We start from the raw sequence: 18,140 nt of genomic DNA, 5'->3' as shown, positions 1-18,140 counted from the left end.
TCTATTTATCCAGCTTTGTGGTGTTAGGTCTATATTAAAATCACAGTATATCACTTCTGCAGTAGGGAATTTTTCCTGGTCGATTCAACATCTCTAACACAGCATATTACTTTATTAATTATTCTTTAATAATTCAGCTGTAATATATGATCCAATAAAGCCGTTAGCTCCTGTTACTAGTATTCTCATTATAATATAAACGATTTAGGTACTGATATTTTTTATATCATTACTCAGATCCTGTTGCCAATAGAAGATAAAAAAGGATATGTTATGTCCACAACTATTGTTTTTTTGGTTAAAAACTTTTATAACCCAATCCTCTTCTCTCTTATCATAAACTGGGGTTGCTCGTGTGTGACTTTAATGTTAAAATAATTAAAGATTATAAATGATTATATATAAAAGATTTGAATAAATATTAAAAGATGTTTATATTTTTAATATTTATTTAATTAAAATTATGAGTAATAAACTATAATAATACAATATTATAATGATATATCAAATTTAGGCGTAAGATTATGGAAAACTACTACAGCACTTGCTAGTTTTAATTTAGGTGAGGTATGGAAAATATGGTTCTGTGATAAAAATTTTAAAGATCTACTGACACTAGATCAAAGTTTAATTTATACTCAATCTTTAGAAACAATGTTAAGTAAAGTAGCTGCTACCGGAAAGTATCAAGATAATAATATTGATCATTCTCAATGGAGCCATTGTTTTGAAGAGCTAAATAATCGAGATCATTTTTCTACAGAAGTTAATAGGAGTAGAAAACAAGAATATCATTGATGCTATGCTAGATGATATAGGGGATATAAATTCATTAGATTTTAGTACCCTAATTACTAAAGTCCAAGTGTTTTTAAAAAATAATTTAGATCAATCTGAACACTTGATTAAAGCAGCCAAAGAAATCGATGCTATGGCATATCCTCTGACGAGAGAATATTTTTTATATCGCTATATAGCTAAAGCAATATTACTTACAAATACTTTAAATGTGCCTTCCTCGTATGAAAACGAGTTTAATATAGTAAAAAAAGCTCATTTAAATTTTGCAAATTATCTTAATTCATTAGAGCAAAGTCTTACTAGAATAGAAAAAGCTAGTGATAAGTATAATGAAGATCACAAAATTGCTTTTTGGTTAACCGAAAAATCAGCTTTAGTTAGTAATCATTCAGGTAAAATAGCAATTACTTATGTTTCTCTTATAGTGGGTGTAATTGCTTTACGTTCATATGTAATTGACGAAAAGGATCCTTGGTATGAATTATGTGCTTTACCGACCATTAACCTTGTGATGTTACAAATTTTAGTATCTTTCCCGGTACGGTCTTATCAAATAGACAAACTAAAGAGATGAATAATAATATGTTTCAAGCATTAGAAAATAACAATGACAATGCTGAAGATGTTAAATTTTTATTTGATCATACTCCAAGCTTTGCTAATGATGAAATACAACTGCGATTTGTTTTAGATATGCTGCTAAATTAGGGTTGCAGCCTATTGATTTATTAAATAATGATACTATTAATCGTATAATTGTATATACGGGCTTTACGATGGTATACAGTTGCAGGAGTAGTAGAAGAACAAAGTAAAGTTACAAATTTTATGCAAAATAAATTAATTAAATTTTTGCATGATAAAATTGTACCGGCTTTAATTGAGCATAAGCAATTTACAGCTGAAGAAATTAAACCATATTTTCAGTTACTATATAAACATTCCAAAACAGATAAGAATACGCAAATAAAACTTCAGGCAATATATAATAAACTTACCAATCAAGATATAGATTTTAACAATATTGAATCAGACATTAGTATCTATCATGGATGGAAGAGTACTGCTATATGTTCGGCAATAGCCACACTGATTTTGGATTATATCTGTTTTTATTTTCCAGCATTAGCATTTTATGAAGATCCAATGTTTTATGCATCAACTTCTGTTAAATTCATGCGTCTTGCTTCTTTATATTAGTATCAACATATTATGGCAATAAAGTTATAGAAAATATCACCAACAAAACATTAACTAATGATGTGTTTTTTCAAAAGTTTTACTATAATGATACGGCAAGATTGATCCTAGCGATAGTACCTTTAATAATGTTTGAGTCTATTAAAGATTTAAAATTCTTAAGTCTTGCAACTTTAATAGATGTTTTAACAACTGTTATATCGGATTTCAATGTCGGCAAGGCAATTAGTAGTGCAGGCAAGAATATTGCCAAGAAAACCGCTACTACCCTTACTTGGCTTAATAAGGTTACCTCAGGCACAAACGATGATACAGTTATTGATATTGATCCTACAGAAGAAGTACCATGCTTAGAGGTTTTGTGGACACTGCTAATTGATTTGCTATTTTGCAGCAAAAAATAGCCAAAATTAAATCTTTTTAGAAATGTCCACAAAACCTCTATTAAGGTTGTAAAATTTACGTTATTTAATGTGCTCTTCCCATTTCAAATATAATTGAATCTTCAGAATTAAGTGTTGCATATATTAAAAAAGGCGAGGTGACATAGGACTGCACTTCGCTATGCATAAAAGCTTGGTACATTATCAATCTCTAAAGTAAAGTTTTTGCTATATTCAAGAAGTTTTTGAGCAGCTTTTAAGTGTATCAAATAACCTGTAGTTGTATTAAAGTAACCACTATGACCTATCTTCTTTAAATACGGATTGTTGTAAATATTATAAAATATTTTGTTTTTAGAATGTGACAAGGACAAATAAATTAAATCCCAGTCGGTAGGTAAATGCTTAAGCATTGTTAAAAATTTATTACGGAAATCGTCATTTAGTATAGCATCATCTTCTATTATTAGAGCATAAGGTATATTGTCTTTAACCATTTTAAGCCAAATTTCTCTATGGTTACAATAACAACCGAGTTCACCTGCCGTTAAAGTATGATTTAATATTTTGCTATCGGAATAATAATTTATATTTTCCGAAGGACAAAGTACAGTATAACCGTTATTAAGGGATAAAAGAGCAGGGTTATTTTTTACATCTAATCCGGTAAATCTTTTTCCCCCTGAATCTGTTATAGATAAATTATAACCGTTTCTTCAAGTGGAGCAAGAACCTATTTGATAAGTTTTTAAAAATATAAAAAGCAATGATAAACAAATAATTATAATTGATATTATAAAAATAGTTTTTAATTTGTATTTAATAGAGGTAATTTTTTTCTTAATTTTTCTTTTACTGCGATGTAATTATTTTCTAAAGCCGGTACAATCTTATTATTATATATCTTATAATATTTTTCATCATCTTTACCAACAGAAATAATATAATTATATAAATCTTCTTCTGAATAATCTTTAGCAAATATTACTGAATTAGGGTTTACATCTTTTATATAACTTTTATCTGCATAATATATAATATGTACTGCTCCTGCTAAATAAGCTTGAAAAGGTTTTGCAGTAACATACCCCTCAGATGTTTTATTTTCAAAAGCAATAACAAATTTACATTTAGATAACCATTCACGAGTTTTTTCTTTTGGTATAATTGTAGATTCAGTATTTAAATATTTACTGCCGCTTACTACTTTTTTATACAGCGACAATTTATGAAAAAATCGATTTCTTGCTATGCAGCCGTCGTTCTCAGGCTCTTCTATACCGTTAGAGACTAAGAAACAAGCAAAATACGTTTTGTTCGGATTGTATTTTGAGCGTTTATATGCAAGTACTGATGTCATTAGTACAATACATATAATATAAAGGTATTCTTATATAATTTGGATGATCTATATAATCAAAACCTATAGATATATCATAATTTTCTAGCTTTGGTCTAACCGATTCACCGGTAAAAAATATCTTTATACTATCGTTATTACTAATAGTGCTTTGACCAAAAACACTATCAATAATAAGGTCATAATTGTTATGATCTATAACAATTGTTTGTCCGTTTTCTTCAATGATTTCTTTTATCATCGGTAGCTCGTCTATTGTAAAGCCGGCCAAATATTAATAAAACTCACTCTTATAGCATGTTTGTTTTCTTTTTTAGGAGCTTTAATCTTATATGCTTACACATAGTAACAATATGGCTATACAGATTATGGAAAGTTTTTTTTAACATTTAAATTACCTATTACGAGAAAAATTTATTTATAATTTTTCTGCTATTTGTGGTGGATTTTCTGCTTCCACTTCAATAATCTCAGATTTAGAGGAAACGATTTGATAACGCTCTAAGGTAGCCGGCATTGCTTTATTCCCTGAATCAATACCGAGTTTTTGAATATTCTTTACTCTTGACATAAAATTACGATTAAACGAGGCAGCAAATTTATCGTAATTAGTAACCATATTATGCAGGTTATTACCGATCTTTTGAGAATAATCTGCCATAGTACCGATGGAGCTTAATAGCTTTCTCACTTCTTCAATGATTACCTTATAATTTTCTGAGCGGCGATGATCGGTAATTTGAAATTTTGCAAATGATAGCATATTCATAAGGCCGCTAGGTCCTACCGGAAAGATATTACAGCCCCAAGCTTTTTGTAAAAATTCAGGGTCGGCTGCAATAACTTTCTCAACCGCTTGTTCAGTCGGCAAAAACATTAAAGTCATAACATTGTTAAAGCTCTGATCCTTTTTGTTGAGATTAGTTAAAATATTTGCGGCATATTCTTTATTCGCCAAAGATTTTAAATGGTAATTCATAGTTTTATTAAGACTCATGTTATTATCTTGCTTGTCTACAAGAAACTTTGAAGCTTTAGAATCAATAACCATTAAATTACCGGAAGGAAGAAAAATGAGTGCATCAGGTCTTAGCTTTCCGCTATCTAATGTAGTTAGACCGTATTGCATAATGAAATCTAAATTAGGACGTAAGCCTGAAGATTTTAAGATATTCTCAAGGGTAATCTCAGCAAGTAGCCCCGCCCCGATCGGAGAAAGCAGAGACTGTTTTATCAAATCAACCGTACCTTTTGATTGCTCTATATCTTTATTTAATGCTCCCACCATCGTAATTAACCGTTCAAACTCACTATTAAATTTTCCTGAAGCAGTAGCGATATTTTTCTCGGCTAGCTCTCTTGCCGCCGTGTTTTCCATTTTATGTATCTCTATTAATTGTTTAGACAAATCTTGACCTAAATCAAATAACGCAGCTTTAGCCGATGAAAATGACTCTTCTCTTATTTTTTCTGAATCCTTAATAGTCTGTGCTTGATATTCTATTTTACACTGCAATTGCTCAATTTTCTGTAAATATCCTATCTGTTCTTGATTTAATAATTGGTTGTTATTGCTAATTTCTAGATTCTGTTCTGATAAAAATTGTAGCTGTGTCCTTAAGGTTTGAGTTTTTACATAAAACCAAATTATTAGCGCTAATAAAATAAGTAGCGTAGTTATAATAGTGGGTAATAAATAAGACATAGAATGAAGCAAAGTTTAATGTTAAATAATACTAAAGTACCGCATAATTTGCACTAATTATTTTGGCATTGCCTAGAAAAGGTTGATATAGTCATTGTGAGTTACTGCAGGTGTTGTTGCATGGCTCGTTTTATGTCATGCCTGCGCAGGTCTTGTTGTGTGGACCGCAAAACCCGTTCGGTGTTATGCAGTGGCTTGACCACGATATCCAAAAACACAACTTAAAATACTAAAATTTTAATGTTTTAAACTGGATCCCGCGATCAAGTCGCGGGATGACAATTAGGAAACTGGTCCACGCAACAAAGCATTCTCGCTTTCGTGGGAATGACAGCGGAAGGCTAAACTATAAAACAACTTTTTCTAGGCAATGCTCAATTTCAATACTACAAGTCAGACTATTTCGATATTAGCCTATAATATTTTTATAAACTTATAGAAATATTATAATGGATAGGTTATATAAGAAGCAAGTTGAAGAATATCTAACAAATTACGGTAAGCTTGTATTTATATAAGCGGAGCAAGGCAAGTAGGAAAAACTACAATATCAAAACAAGTAATTAAGCCTAATCCTAATTCAATTTACCTAAATTGGGATTATCTAGAAGATAGAAATAAAATCTTCAACAAACACACCGAACTTTTTAAAAATCTACTTTCTACTATATCCGATAAGAAACCGTGCTTAATATTAGATGAAATTCATAAATATAAAGATTGGAAAAATCTTGTAAAAGGATTTTATGATAAATTCGGAGAAAATATTGAATTTATTATAACAGGTAGTGCCAAATTAAATATATATAAAAAAGGCGGTGATAGCCTAATAGGATGTTATATAAGTTTAACCGTGCATCCGTTATCGGTATCTGAAATAGCTAAAAATTTTGATAATGATATTGATTAAAAAGCCCCAAAAATATCACTATAGATGAATATGAAGCTTTAATAAATTTTGGAGGATTTGCAGAAAGTTATTTAAAAGCAACTGCTAAATTTCATAGAATATGGAGTAATCAAAGATTCGAGCAATTATTTAGAGAAGATGTAAGAAATACTGAAGATATCAACAATATTTGTGCGTTAGAATTACTTGCTAGCATTATAAATGAGCAAGTAGGCTCATTTATAAGCTATACAAACCTTGCTAACAAAGTTAGAGTTTCAGACCAAACAATAAGAAGATGGCTCTCTTTGCTAGAAAAGCATTATTATTGTTTTGCTATCAAACCTTGGTCTAAAAATGTTGTAAAAAGTTTGATAAAAGAGCCCCAAATTTACCTTTGGGATTGATCGCAAATAAAAGATATAGGAACGAGATTTGAAAATCTTGTAGCTTCTCACCTTTTAAAAGCCGTATATTTTTAGAACGAAACAGGGTTTGGTGATTTTGGTTTATACTATCTGCGTGATAAACAAAAACGTGAAGTCGATTTAGTAATAACAAAAGATAACCAACCGTGGATTTTAGTGGAAGCAAAAGTAAGTGACTCAACCATTTCTTCAAGCTTAAAATATTTTCATGAATTACTTAACCCTGAGTTTAGTTTTCAAGTAATTCAAAATAAACAAGCCATTTCGGACTCTCGCTTTGATAAACCGGGTTTATGGATAGTACCGGCTATTACTTTCTTATCTCAACTTGTTTGATATGAATTTTTGCAAAAAAGGTAATCTAGGCAAATGTAAATCATATGACTATTTCGTTGCTTATATCGAAATAGTCATTACCAATTCGACATTTAATGATAAGCTGTATCCTCGCACATACCACTAAATGTAGCTGAATTGACTATATTCACTTTATCTTCTAGCGGTCCGAGTGGTTGAGCCGGTTTGAACAATTCCGACGTTAATATAAATTTAGTTTTTTTCTCGATATTCGATAAAAAAGGTAAATGTAAGCTATGAGGGCTGTATATTATTGCATATTTATCCCATTCTGGATATTGTCTATTCAAATTCTCTTTATATTCAGATGGCCCATATACTTCTATACTACCAAATTTATATTTTTTTAAAGGATATAGCTCATAATCATAAAAAAAATCATTTGGATATTTATTACGCATACTTTGATTAAAATGAACAAATTTATCATTTTCTTTATGAAATACGAAAATATCTAAGCATCTTTCTCCGCAAATTACATAAATTTTATTATGTTTAACACGATATCCTAATTGTTCAAATTGCGGTAATATTTGTTGCAAACGTATTTCGTCTTCATGCATAATGCTGATATCTAAATCATCGTCAAAAGGAATTATGCCTTGATGTCTAACGGCTCCAAGCAGAGTGCCGCTGTTTATCCAATAATTAATATTATTCTTACCAAGTAGCTCATGAGTATCTTTCATTAACTGATAAAGGGCAATAGCTTTTTTCTCGCTAATCCTGTATTTTTTTACTTGTTCATCACTTAAGGTTACATATCGCCAATTATGTTCTAGTAGATAAGCATAACACAATATACCGACGAAAATAGTAAGGATTAAGCGTAAAATATTTTTAAAGAATAATATTGACTTTAATTTTATCATCTTGAATCTTAAATTACATTTCCCCTGCTGATATAATATTTTTTAATCTATATAAAACAACCGGTTATGACTTTTTTATCTCAATTTGTTTAAAAGTTTATTCTATCCTCTAAAGGACTAAAAGGCTGAGCCGGTTTTAACAATTCCGGCGTTAATATAAATTGAGTTTTTTTCTCGATATTTGATAAAAAAGGTAAATGTAAGCTATGGGACTGCTCTATCACTGCATACTTATCCCATTCTGGATATTGCCTATTTAGATTTCCTATAGGATCAGCGGGACCGTAAACCTCTATACTACCGAATTTATATTTTTTTAAAGGATATAATTCATTATCATAAAATGAAATCTTCGGATACTTATTTCGAACCGCTAAATTAGTATATATAAATTTGTTTTGTTCTTTATGAAAAATGAAAATATCTAAACAAGCTTTTTTGCATATATTATAAGTTCTCTTATAGGAAACAGTATAACCGAGTTGCTCAAATTGCGGTAATATTTGTTGCAAACGTATTTCGTCTTCATGCATAATGCCGATATCTAAATCATCGTCAAAAGGAATTATGCCTTGATGTCTAACGGCTCCAAGCAGAGTGCCGCTGTCTATCCAATAATTAATATTATTCTTACCAAGTAGCTCATGAGTGTCTTTCATTAACTGATAAAGGGCAATAGCTTTTTTCTCGCTAATCCTGTATTTTTTTACTTGTTCATCACTTAAGGTTACATATCGCCAGTCATGTTCTAATATATAAGCATAAAAAAATATCCCGGCAAATATAATTAATATTAAACCTATAATATTTTTAAAGGATAATATTGACTTTAATTTTATCATCTTTCATCTCAAATTGTATTTCTTCTGCCGATGTGACGTTTTTTAAATCTTCTGTTAATTCTGCAGATAATACTATGCCGCTAACTTCAAGCAATTTTATTGGAGTTTTTATAGATAGATTCTTCTCAGCTTTGAATTTTCTGACGATATCTAGTATTTCAAGCAGCCCTTCTGCTCCTTTTGCATTGATTTCATAATTTAAGTCACTGTAATTAACCCAGCTACCTTTAACATGAATAGAATTTTCACTATATAATATTTGGTATAATTCTTCGGTAATATGCGGCATGAAAGGTGCAAATAGTTTCAGTAACGTTTGCATAACATGATATAAAGTTAATATGCTACTATATTGTCCTTGTGGATTTTTGTGTTCCTCATCATAGCTTCTTGTTTTGCTTATTTCTAAATAATTATCACACAATACCACCCAAAAGAATTTTTCCGTCAGATGCATAGCATTTGCATATTCGTAGTTTTGTAACTCATTTGTAGCTAGCTTAACTAATTCCACTAGCTTATTAACCATCCATTTATCAAACTCGTTAGTGATTTTTTCTTTAATATCGAGTAAACTCGCTTTTTTATCTTCACCTTTCAGTTTATCAAAATGTATAAAAACAAATTTAGCGGCATTCCATAGCTTGTTAACAAGCCTTTTGCCGTTTTTCATAACGTCTTCAGAATAGGCGGTATCAGCACCTAGCTTTGAATTTGCCGACCAATAACGTATCACGTCGGAACCATATTGTTCTAACAGTTTTTCAGGAACTAAAACATTGCCCTTAGATTTTGACATTTTACTTCGATCTTCAGCTAAACACCAACCGCTTACCATGATGTTTTTCCACGGCAAAGTATTTTGGTGTAAATGAGCTTTTAAAATAGTATAGAACGCCCAAGTTCTGATAATTTCATGTGCTTGAGGTCTTAAATCCATCGGAAATAATTTATCGTGCCTATCTTTATTAACAGCGAAATCGTCAGAAATCCCATGAGTAGAAAGTTGAGGCGAAACGGAACTTGTTGCCCAAGTATCCATTACGTCATAATCAGGTTCTACTTCTTCTTTACTATAACCCATAGGTAAATCTTTTAACGGATCGATAGGTAGCTGCGTAACATCGGCATATAAGATTTTTCCTTCCTCACCTACTCTTTTAGAGTACCAAACAGGGAAAGGCACACCAAAATAACGCTGCCTACTTATACACCAATCCCAACTAATGGCATTAATCCAATTCTCTAAACGAATCTTCATATGTTTAGGATGCCAATTTAACTCATTCGCTCTTTTAAGCAATTCTTCTTTATGTGATATAGTTTTAACGAACCATTGCGGTACAGTTAGTATCTCAAGAGGAGCACCTGACCTCTCGGCACATTTAACGGTATGAGTGATGTCTTCTTGTTTAATAAGCAACTCTTGTTCTTTTAAAATATCTATTATTTTTGTTCGAGCTTCTTTAATTTTCAACCCATCTATAGAAGTTTCATGTTGGAAGTCTATTGTACCTTTTTTAGTGATAATAGTTTTTAAAGGTAGATTATGCGTCTTCCACCAAGTAATATCCGTTTGATCACCAAACGTACAGCACATTACCAGTCCCGTGCCTTTATCTTGTCGTACTAAAGGGTCAGTAAGCAGTGGAACTTGCTCATTAAAAAGTGGGGTTATAGCTGATTTACCTGCTAGATGCTTATAACGTCCATCGTCAGGGTGATAAAATACGGCTACGCAAGCCGGTAATAACTCAGGTCTGGTAGTGGCTATAGTAAGCGGGTCTCCTTGCTCGGTTTTAAACGTAATATAATTCATGAAAGAGGTTTTTTCCTTATCCTCAATATCGGCTTGGGCAAGAGCTGTACCATCTACTGGATCCCATAAAATCGGTTGATTAGTACGATAAATTTCTTCTTTTTGTACTAAATCAAGAAAAGACATTTGTGATATTTTTCGTGATAACGGACTAATAGTTTGGTACTCTAAACTCCAATCAACCGATAAAGCTATTTGGTTAAATAGACTTCTAAACTTTTCTTCTTCACTTTCTACTACCTCTTCGCAAATTTTTATAAATTCAGATCGATCCATATTATAAGCTTTGATCTGTTTCTGCTTTTCAACAAGTCTCTCGGTCGGTAGCCCGTTATCGTCAAAACCCATAGGATAAAAGATATTTTTACCCATCATACGCTGAAAACGTACAATAAAGTCGGTTTGCGTATAGCTATAAACATGACCGATATGTAACTGCCCTGAAACTGTCGGAGGCGGAGTATCGATTACATAGGTTTCTTCTTTTGCAGCGTTTGGATTATAAGCATAAATTTGTTTTTCTTGCCAAATTTGCTGCCACTTTTTTTCATTTTCGGTAAAATTATAATTTTTTGGAAATTCTTTCATAGATTTTGTAGTTGATTCAAGAATATTATTATAAAGGTTATATGTGATTATGACAATAGATGCTTTTCTTTGGGAGGATATGGATATTTAGGATTTGTGCAAGTGGTGCTTGCATGATTAAGTACTTATTTACAATTGAGCGAACGAAAGTTTCTTGAAGACCTGTAATTTTGGCAATAACAGGAATTTTAAAGTCCAGACTGAACATTTCCTTCGCTATAATTACTGCCTTATTATGTTCGCCCTCAGCTTTCCCTATCTCAATACCCTGCACCTTTCCTTCATCTCTATATGTATCAGCGATAGTTTTCTAGTATCCTTATCTTGCGGTAATAGATGTGTATCCAATACTTCTACTAATTCCGGTTGTTTTTGTTTTGATAATTTTGCGTTAGTATACCATAAGAACGATCTTAGGTAAATATAACCTTTTTCTTTATCCAATATTATAATATGCTTAAACTCTGTTAAAAACTTCTCCCATAGTTTTATCATATCCTGCATATTGGATATGCTGCATCATATATTCTAGCATACCTAAATGTTTTTTCTTGACGATTTCATCATCTGTCATAGCTTGCAAATCTACTAATTGATAATCTTCCGCCATTAATTTCTTTGCCATCACACTATCAGTAAATAAACTCCACAGATTTTTTGGAGCATTATAAATTTCTTGACCGTTGTAAATAACTAAATTATAGACTAGCGGTAATTTATCCTTTTGGTGCTAATTTTATATTTTATATTACTATATTTCTTATTTAAAGATTCCTCAATGTAGCTTTCTTGTTCTACCGTTATTTTTGATAAATCTACTATTAAAATCATCGGGTAAATAATATTACAAAAATTCTTGTGCTGCTACCGGGTCATTCATTATTATTTTTACTAATGAATCATGTTTTAATTTTTTAGCCATAAAAATCTAGTAGCTTTATTTCGTGGCGTATTTTATCTTAAATTATCTATAATATCCATATTTATTTAAATTTAAAGTTTAATATGCTAATTCTGGACAAACTTTTGCTTACCTTAAAATTAATGCGTGCAGATAAGCTGGTAGCTTATTTGCTGGTTTTTTTTCCTGCTTTATTTGGGTTACTGCTTGCAAACCCCTCAAGAACGGAGTTAATACATTTATTACCGTTATTTATTTTAGGTAGTATAACAGCTAGAAGTAGCGGGTGTATTATTAACGATATATTTGATAGAAAATTTGATAAGCATGTCGCAAGGACTAAAGAGCGACCTTTAGCTAGCAAGGCTTTATCTGTTTCTTATGCTATTTTGATACTCTTTATTCTTAGCGTTATCTCACTTTGTATTTTGCTACTTTTAAACAAAACAGCTATATATATAGGTTTTTTTGCGGTAATAATGATTAGCCTATACCCGTTAATGAAACGTATTACTTATTTCCCGCAAATCTTTTTGGGATTTACATTTAAGCTAGGGGCCTTAATAGCTTATGCGGCAGTTCAGGATACACTTGATATAGCAGCGATTATTATGTATTTAGCATGCTGTTTTTGGGCTATCGGTTATGATACGATTTACGGATATATGGATATAAGAGATGATAAGAAAATAGGAGTGAAATCGTTAAGTATATATTTAGAGAACAAGCATTCTAAGCTTTGGCTTTATATATGTTATATAGGTTTTATATTGTTATTTATTCTAGCAACAAAAATGGCTAACCATAATATCGACTATTTACCTATTTTAGCTGCTTTAATTTTACTGATATTACAAGTAGCAACTCTTGATATTGAAAATCCTGCCAATTGTATGACAAGATTCAGAGCTAATAATTATATCGGATTAGTTTTGAGTATGGTGTTTTATTAAATTCTTTTCCTAATAACAGTCTTGTTAGGGATTAGATAATGTTCTTGATGTCATTCCTGCGAAAGCAGGAATCCATAAAAATAACATTAATATTGCTGTAAGTATTACATTTCTAGTAAAAAAACATATAAGAATTTAATTTTTATATGTTTTACTGGATTCCTGCTTTCGCAGGAATGACATTGACCTGTGCAACAACTCCTCTAACAGCCCATAAAGTGACCATCGATATTGCGGTTATATAAACCGCAATTGATAAAGAGTTGCTGGTTACATGCCATAGCATTAGGCAGATTGACGGAGTAAGACGTCCGATTAATGAAGCACCTATACTACTGCCGATACCGACTAACATATATTTATCGGCAGTTTTAAATAAATCATTTAGCCAGCAGTTCAAAGGTGCCAAGAACCCGACACCGAGTATTATAATCCAAATACGTACAAAATTAACATACCATATAGATGCATTATTCAAGCAGAGCCATAAAGGAATTATGCTTAAACTCATTAAAATAAGAGTACCGTTTAGTATTTTAAGGTAATGTAGCTTTTTTGTTAGATGCCCTATTATCGGAATCATAATCATATCAAAAATCAGAAACTCAGTATTAAATTTCATCATTATTTCGAGTGATATATCAGTGATAAGCGGAATAAAACTATTCAAAAAGACGAAAGGTACTATATAAGTCATATATGAGAAACCTATGGCAAAACTAATGCGTAAGATACTTAGTTTACAGTTCCAAATTGTAGTTAAGTCTTGTAATAGTGATGATACTACGTCATTGCGAGGAGAGGACCCAGGTGTCATCCCGTGGCTTGACCACAGTATCCAAAAATTACGTAAAGTAATTTTATCTTTTTTATTGGATCCCGTGGTCAAGCCGCGGGATGAAAATGAGGGCTTGACTACAATATCCTCGTGCTTTCTTAAAAAATAACCTATCAGTGCTGTAAGTCCGCCAAATATGAAACATAAACGCCAATATGTATTATACTCTACATTTAAAACTATAGTACTGATAAATGAAGCAAGAATAATACCGACCATAGTAGATGTTTGATAAAGGTAAGAAGCTTTAAACGCTTTTTTTTCTTCTTTATTCTCTAAAATAAATAATTTAGCAATGGCACATTCACCCTCGGAATATACTCCTTGCAACGTTCTAAGCAACACTAATAATAGCGGTGCAAGCCAGCCTATTTGAGCATGTGAAGGTATTAAACCGATTAGGCTAGTTGTTAAAGCAACGCCGATTAAAGAGTAAGATAAAGCAAAAACACCGCCGTATTTTTTAGCAATTACGCCAAAAAAATAAGAGCCTATGAGACGTGTAAATAAAGACGCAGCAAGAACACTATAGGTAAGTATTAAAGCAACGACTTTATCATGATTCGGAAAAAAAATACCAGCAAGTAGCGGAGCAAGAAACCCATAAAGTGCAGTATCGAAATGATCCATCGCATTACCGATTAGGATCGAAAAATCCCTTTTACTTAATGCATTATTCATATATTAATAATTTAAAATTTATAATGTATTATACTCGATGAATTTGGAACATTGGTGACAATGTCTTTGTAAGTCCTCGGATGCTGAACGTTTAATATTCCTCGGCTTACAGACCGATTACTCTTTCCCAAGTTGATCTTCGTATAACAGCGCTTCGTTTTGTAGGAGTATATGAGTATGTAATCTTCCTTGTAAATATTTTTTTAAGAGATATGATTATAAAGTTATAGCTTAAAGTAATTGTAATGAATGAATAATTTGAAACAAGGAAAGTTTATTACATTTGAGGGAGGGGAAGGGATAGGCAAATCTACTCAATCTCAAATGCTCTATGAATATTTACAATCTCAAAATACTCCCGTTATTTTAACTCGTGAAGTCGGTGGTACTATTGTAGCCGAAAAAATGCGTGAAATTCTAGTACATGAAGAATTACTACCCATGTCCGAGCTATTACAAGCTATGGCAGCACGTTATGATCATATGGCACGGAAAATTATACCAGCTCTACAAGAGGGACATATTGTAATATGTGATAGGTTTATTGAATCAACTGTATGTTATCAAGGATTAGAGCTAGAAAACGGCATAGATTTAGTTTATAATCTGCACAAAACTTTAATGCCTTCTCTTATGCCGGATATTACGTTTTTTATTGACGTAGAGCCGGATACTGCTATTAAGAGAGTCAATTCACGAAATATGAACAATAAATTTGACATAAGAGGTATAGATTTTTATAAAAAAATCTATTATTGCTTTAAAGAATTAAGTAATAGATTTCCTGAGAGAATAAAAACAATTAAAGCTTCAGATTTAAGTCCACTTGAAGTACATGAGTTAATAAAAAAGCATTTATGAACAATACTTACTACATTACTACCCCTATATATTACGTTAACGATATTCCCCATATCGGTCATGCTTATACTAGCGTTGCAAGTGACGTAATCGCTCGTTTCATGCGACTTCGAGGTTTCGATGTAATGTTTTTAACAGGTACTGACGAACATGGGCAGAAAGTAGAAAAAGCAGCTATTAATAAAAATATTGACCCACAAAAATTTACCGATCAAACATCCGAGAGTTTTCGTCATCTGATGACTGCTATGCATATTTCCAATGATGATTTTATCAGAACAACGGAACACAGACATAAAAAAGCTGTAGCTGTTTTTTGGCAGAAATTACTAGATAACGGCACTATTTATGAAGGTTTTTATGAAGGGTGGTATGCAGTGCGAGATGAGGCTTTTTTTGATGAGTCGGAACTTACGAGGGACGGTTTAGCACCGACGGGTGCTCCAGTTGAATGGGTTAAAGAGCCTAGCTATTTCTTTAATCTTTCAAAATGGCAGGATAAATTGCTTGAGTTTTATGAAGCAAACCCTGATTTTATCAGACCTATATCAAGGCGTAACGAAGTAATTAGCTTTGTTAAATCGGGTTTAAAAGATTTATCGGTATCGCGTACTACTTTTAACTGGGGAATAAAAGTGCCAAATAATGAAAAACATGTAATTTATGTTTGGCTTGATGCACTGGCTAATTATATTTCAGCACTCGGTTATCTTGACGAACAAAGTAATTATAATAAGTTTTGGCCGGCTGATTTACATGTAGTCGGTAAAGATATCTTGCGTTTTCATGCCGTCTATTGGCCTGCTTTCTTAATGGCTGCAGAAGTTCCGCTGCCGAAAACAATTATGGCTCATGGCTGGTGGACGAATGAGGGGCAGAAAATCTCTAAATCTCTTGGTAATACCATTGATCCGATTAAGTTAATTGATGAATTCGGTGTTGATCAAGTTAGGTATTTTCTGATGCGTGAAGTAACTTTTGGTGCGGACGGCAATTTTGCTCGTAGTAATTTAATTACCCGTATTAATAGCGAGTTGTCAAACAAAATAGGTAATTTATTACAGCGTACTACATCTTTTGTTTATAAGAATAATGACGCCAAAGTGCCTTTGCTTACGCAAGGTGTTATAGATAAAATATATGAGCTACCGATTTTAAAAACCGCAAGTAAATTTGTCGAGCAGAATATTTTATTGATGGACAAAACAGAGATTAATAAAATTCTTGAAAATATTATTAATTTGGCCGAAGAGGCAAATATCTATATTGATAGCGAAGCACCCTGGAATTTGAAAAAAACCGATCCAGATAAAATGTTAGAAGTGTTATACGCTTTACTAGAAGTTTTACGCTATATTGCGATAATGCTTCTGCCTTTTATACCGAGTTCAGCAAATAAAATGCTTGATCAGTTAGGGGTAAATAAAGAAGAACGTCTATTTAAGCATTTAATACGTGATTATACTTTAACAGCGGGTAGCAATATTTTAGAACCTACCATAATATTTCCAAAATTTGAATAGTGTGTCATACCGTGGCGAGACCGCAGTATGACACACCTACTAAGAGTATAATATGTTAATAGATTCACATTGTCATCTTAATTTACGTAGTAACTTGTCATTCCGCGACGTAGATACCGTAGTCAAACCATGGTATGACGCAGTGTTTTTAGATTCTATCATTCAAAGAGCATTAGAAAATAATGTGCAGTATATGCAAACTATCTGCACTAAAATTGAAGATTTACCTATTATTTTAGAGATAGCTGAAAAATATGCAAATGTTTTTGCGAGTGTTGGGGTGCATCCGTGTGAAGTGAATTCTTTTATTAGTCATTGCGAAGCACTGCAAGTGCTGTGGCAATCTCAGGAAGCTTGGACAAGATTGCTACGTCAAGACTACGTCTTTCCGAACTCATATGCTGAGGCAATTATTATGCTAACCCAGCATCCGAAAATTATCGGAATCGGTGAAACGGGGCTTGATTATTATCATCAGCCTTACGATCAAAAATTACAAAAAGATTTGTTTGTAGCACATATACATGCGGCGTCTAGTACACGCCTGCCTGTTATTGTTCATACAAGAGAAGCAGACGAAGATACTATTGACATTTTAACCTCAGAAATGCGTAACAGCACATTTCCAGGTTTAATACATTGCTTTACCTCTTCAAAAAATCTAGCGGCAAAAATGCTAGATATCGGTTTATATATTTCAATGTCAGGGATTATAACTTTCAAGAATGCTACTGATTTACAAGAAATAGTCAAATATATACCGCTTGATAGGTTATTAATAGAAACCGACACTCCTTACTTAGCTCCTACGCCTATGCGAGGTAAACAAAACGAACCGGCATTTGTTAGGTATGTCGCTGAAAAAGTTGCCGAACTCAAAAATATAACATCAAAAGAAGTAGCAAATGTTACTACTCATAACTTCAAAACATTATTTTCTAAATTTGAAAAATATATAAATAATACTTTATAAAAACAGCAAGTTTGATAATTTAAAGTTGAAATTTTTAAAATAATATGTATATTTTGTAGTATTTCGATTATTAGTATATTTGATATGGAATTTAATCGCAAAAATACCATCATTGGTTTTTTAAAAGCACATGAAGATCAGAAATTTACCTCTTATGGTATAGCTG

21 protein-coding genes and 1 pseudogene are annotated in these 18,140 nt (G+C 31.9%); 12 read left to right on the top strand and 10 right to left on the bottom strand.

From position 1 onward, the window contains the following. Positions 1–114 precede the first annotated feature (114 nt). Positions 115–189: an NAD-dependent epimerase/dehydratase family protein gene (locus RC_RS10460; protein WP_152023042.1), complete on the bottom strand. Its 75-nt coding sequence runs from the start codon at positions 187–189 to the stop codon at positions 115–117. A 465-nt stretch (positions 190–654) separates the two neighbouring features. Here RC_RS10460 and RC_RS09675 point away from each other — a divergent pair, with 465 nt between their 5' ends. The 5 genes from RC_RS09675 to RC_RS05300 all read left to right on the top strand — a co-directional run bounded on the left by RC_RS09675 (position 655) and on the right by RC_RS05300 (position 2,405). Beyond that, complete coding sequence (locus RC_RS09675; RefSeq protein WP_016830924.1) at positions 655–798, top strand: hypothetical protein; 144 nt, start codon at positions 655–657, stop codon at positions 796–798. A 4-nt stretch (positions 799–802) separates the two neighbouring features. Next, complete coding sequence (locus tag RC_RS05310; protein ID WP_010977641.1) at positions 803–1,375, top strand: hypothetical protein; 573 nt, start codon at positions 803–805, stop codon at positions 1,373–1,375. Beyond that, positions 1,372–1,509 carry a hypothetical protein gene (locus tag RC_RS10455; protein WP_016830923.1) on the top strand — a complete coding sequence of 46 codons (138 nt, stop codon included), beginning with the start codon at positions 1,372–1,374 and terminating at the stop codon, positions 1,507–1,509. The genes RC_RS05310 and RC_RS10455 overlap by 4 nt, the downstream gene beginning before the upstream one ends. 120 nt (positions 1,510–1,629) lie before the next feature. Continuing rightward, complete coding sequence (locus tag RC_RS05305) at positions 1,630–2,001, top strand: hypothetical protein (RefSeq protein ID WP_233417442.1); 372 nt, start codon at positions 1,630–1,632, stop codon at positions 1,999–2,001. Between the two features lie 62 nt (positions 2,002–2,063). After that, positions 2,064–2,405, top strand: a complete 342-nt coding sequence (locus RC_RS05300) for a hypothetical protein (RefSeq protein ID WP_010977639.1) — start codon at positions 2,064–2,066, stop codon at positions 2,403–2,405. Between the two features lie 158 nt (positions 2,406–2,563). Here the strand turns inward: RC_RS05300 and RC_RS10450 are convergent, their stop codons facing one another. The 4 genes from RC_RS10450 to RC_RS05280 all read right to left on the bottom strand — a co-directional run bounded on the left by RC_RS10450 (position 2,564) and on the right by RC_RS05280 (position 5,449). Beyond that, positions 2,564–2,950: a glycosyltransferase family 25 protein gene (locus RC_RS10450; protein WP_233417472.1), complete on the bottom strand. Its 387-nt coding sequence runs from the start codon at positions 2,948–2,950 to the stop codon at positions 2,564–2,566. 242 nt (positions 2,951–3,192) lie between these two features. Further along, positions 3,193–3,744 (bottom strand): glycosyltransferase family 10 domain-containing protein, encoded by a 552-nt coding sequence (locus RC_RS09460; protein ID WP_010977637.1) that lies wholly within the window; start codon positions 3,742–3,744, stop codon positions 3,193–3,195. Continuing rightward, positions 3,722–4,015 carry a hypothetical protein gene (locus RC_RS09455; RefSeq protein WP_010977636.1) on the bottom strand — a complete coding sequence of 98 codons (294 nt, stop codon included), beginning with the start codon at positions 4,013–4,015 and terminating at the stop codon, positions 3,722–3,724. The genes RC_RS09460 and RC_RS09455 overlap by 23 nt, the downstream gene beginning before the upstream one ends. Before the next feature lie 147 nt (positions 4,016–4,162). Beyond that, positions 4,163–5,449 (bottom strand): DNA recombination protein RmuC, encoded by a 1,287-nt coding sequence (locus tag RC_RS05280; protein WP_016830921.1) that lies wholly within the window; start codon positions 5,447–5,449, stop codon positions 4,163–4,165. Positions 5,450–5,957: 508 nt separating this feature from the next. On the opposite strand from RC_RS05280, the gene RC_RS10445 reads away from it, so the two are divergent. The 3 genes from RC_RS10445 to RC_RS10440 all read left to right on the top strand — a co-directional run bounded on the left by RC_RS10445 (position 5,958) and on the right by RC_RS10440 (position 7,102). Next, the gene (locus tag RC_RS10445) at positions 5,958–6,359 is read left to right on the top strand and encodes an ATP-binding protein (protein WP_324602843.1); all 402 of its coding nucleotides are present in this window, start codon (positions 5,958–5,960) and stop codon (positions 6,357–6,359) included. 14 nt (positions 6,360–6,373) lie between these two features. Further along, positions 6,374–6,745, top strand: coding sequence for a DUF4143 domain-containing protein (locus tag RC_RS11270; RefSeq protein ID WP_407635652.1), 372 nt, complete (start codon positions 6,374–6,376; stop codon positions 6,743–6,745). Between the two features lie 177 nt (positions 6,746–6,922). After that, positions 6,923–7,102, top strand: coding sequence for a hypothetical protein (locus RC_RS10440; protein ID WP_010977634.1), 180 nt, complete (start codon positions 6,923–6,925; stop codon positions 7,100–7,102). A gap of 92 nt (positions 7,103–7,194) precedes the next feature. Here the strand turns inward: RC_RS10440 and RC_RS05270 are convergent, their stop codons facing one another. From RC_RS05270 to RC_RS06885, 4 genes and pseudogenes are all read right to left on the bottom strand, one after another. After that, on the bottom strand, positions 7,195–7,995 hold the full coding sequence (locus RC_RS05270; protein WP_010977633.1) for a LicD family protein: 801 nt from the start codon (positions 7,993–7,995) through the stop codon (positions 7,195–7,197). Positions 7,996–8,084: 89 nt separating this feature from the next. Then, positions 8,085–8,837 carry a LicD family protein gene (locus RC_RS05265; RefSeq protein WP_010977632.1) on the bottom strand — a complete coding sequence of 251 codons (753 nt, stop codon included), beginning with the start codon at positions 8,835–8,837 and terminating at the stop codon, positions 8,085–8,087. Then, positions 8,806–11,244, bottom strand: a complete 2,439-nt coding sequence (locus RC_RS05260; RefSeq protein ID WP_010977631.1) for a valine--tRNA ligase — start codon at positions 11,242–11,244, stop codon at positions 8,806–8,808. The genes RC_RS05265 and RC_RS05260 overlap by 32 nt, the downstream gene beginning before the upstream one ends. A 37-nt stretch (positions 11,245–11,281) precedes the next feature. Next, positions 11,282–12,166, bottom strand: a pseudogene (locus RC_RS06885) (Rpn family recombination-promoting nuclease/putative transposase). 83 nt (positions 12,167–12,249) lie between these two features. Here RC_RS06885 and ubiA point away from each other — a divergent pair. After that, positions 12,250–13,098 carry a 4-hydroxybenzoate octaprenyltransferase gene (gene ubiA, locus RC_RS05250; protein WP_010977627.1) on the top strand — a complete coding sequence of 283 codons (849 nt, stop codon included), beginning with the start codon at positions 12,250–12,252 and terminating at the stop codon, positions 13,096–13,098. A 151-nt stretch (positions 13,099–13,249) separates the two neighbouring features. Here ubiA and RC_RS05245 read toward each other — a convergent pair whose 3' ends face one another. After that, positions 13,250–14,617, bottom strand: a complete 1,368-nt coding sequence (locus tag RC_RS05245; RefSeq protein WP_010977626.1) for an MFS transporter — start codon at positions 14,615–14,617, stop codon at positions 13,250–13,252. A gap of 249 nt (positions 14,618–14,866) precedes the next feature. On the opposite strand from RC_RS05245, the gene tmk reads away from it, so the two are divergent. From tmk to RC_RS05230, 3 genes are read left to right on the top strand one after another with little or no spacing between them, the layout of a single operon-like run. After that, positions 14,867–15,478, top strand: a complete 612-nt coding sequence (gene tmk, locus RC_RS05240) for a dTMP kinase (RefSeq protein WP_010977625.1) — start codon at positions 14,867–14,869, stop codon at positions 15,476–15,478. Further along, a complete protein-coding gene (gene metG, locus RC_RS05235) occupies positions 15,475–17,001 on the top strand; it encodes a methionine--tRNA ligase (protein WP_010977624.1) in 1,527 nt (508 codons plus the stop codon). The genes tmk and metG overlap by 4 nt, the downstream gene beginning before the upstream one ends. A 52-nt stretch (positions 17,002–17,053) precedes the next feature. Then, entirely contained in the window at positions 17,054–17,974 is a 921-nt protein-coding gene (locus RC_RS05230; RefSeq protein WP_010977623.1) for a TatD family hydrolase, read from the top strand. The last annotated feature ends 166 nt before the right edge of the window (positions 17,975–18,140 follow it).

Origin of the sequence: Rickettsia conorii str. Malish 7 (genome assembly GCF_000007025.1) — a bacterium.
Classification (GTDB): Bacteria; Pseudomonadota; Alphaproteobacteria; order Rickettsiales; family Rickettsiaceae; genus Rickettsia; species Rickettsia rickettsii.
This window is presented reverse-complemented; position numbering and strand designations above follow the sequence as displayed.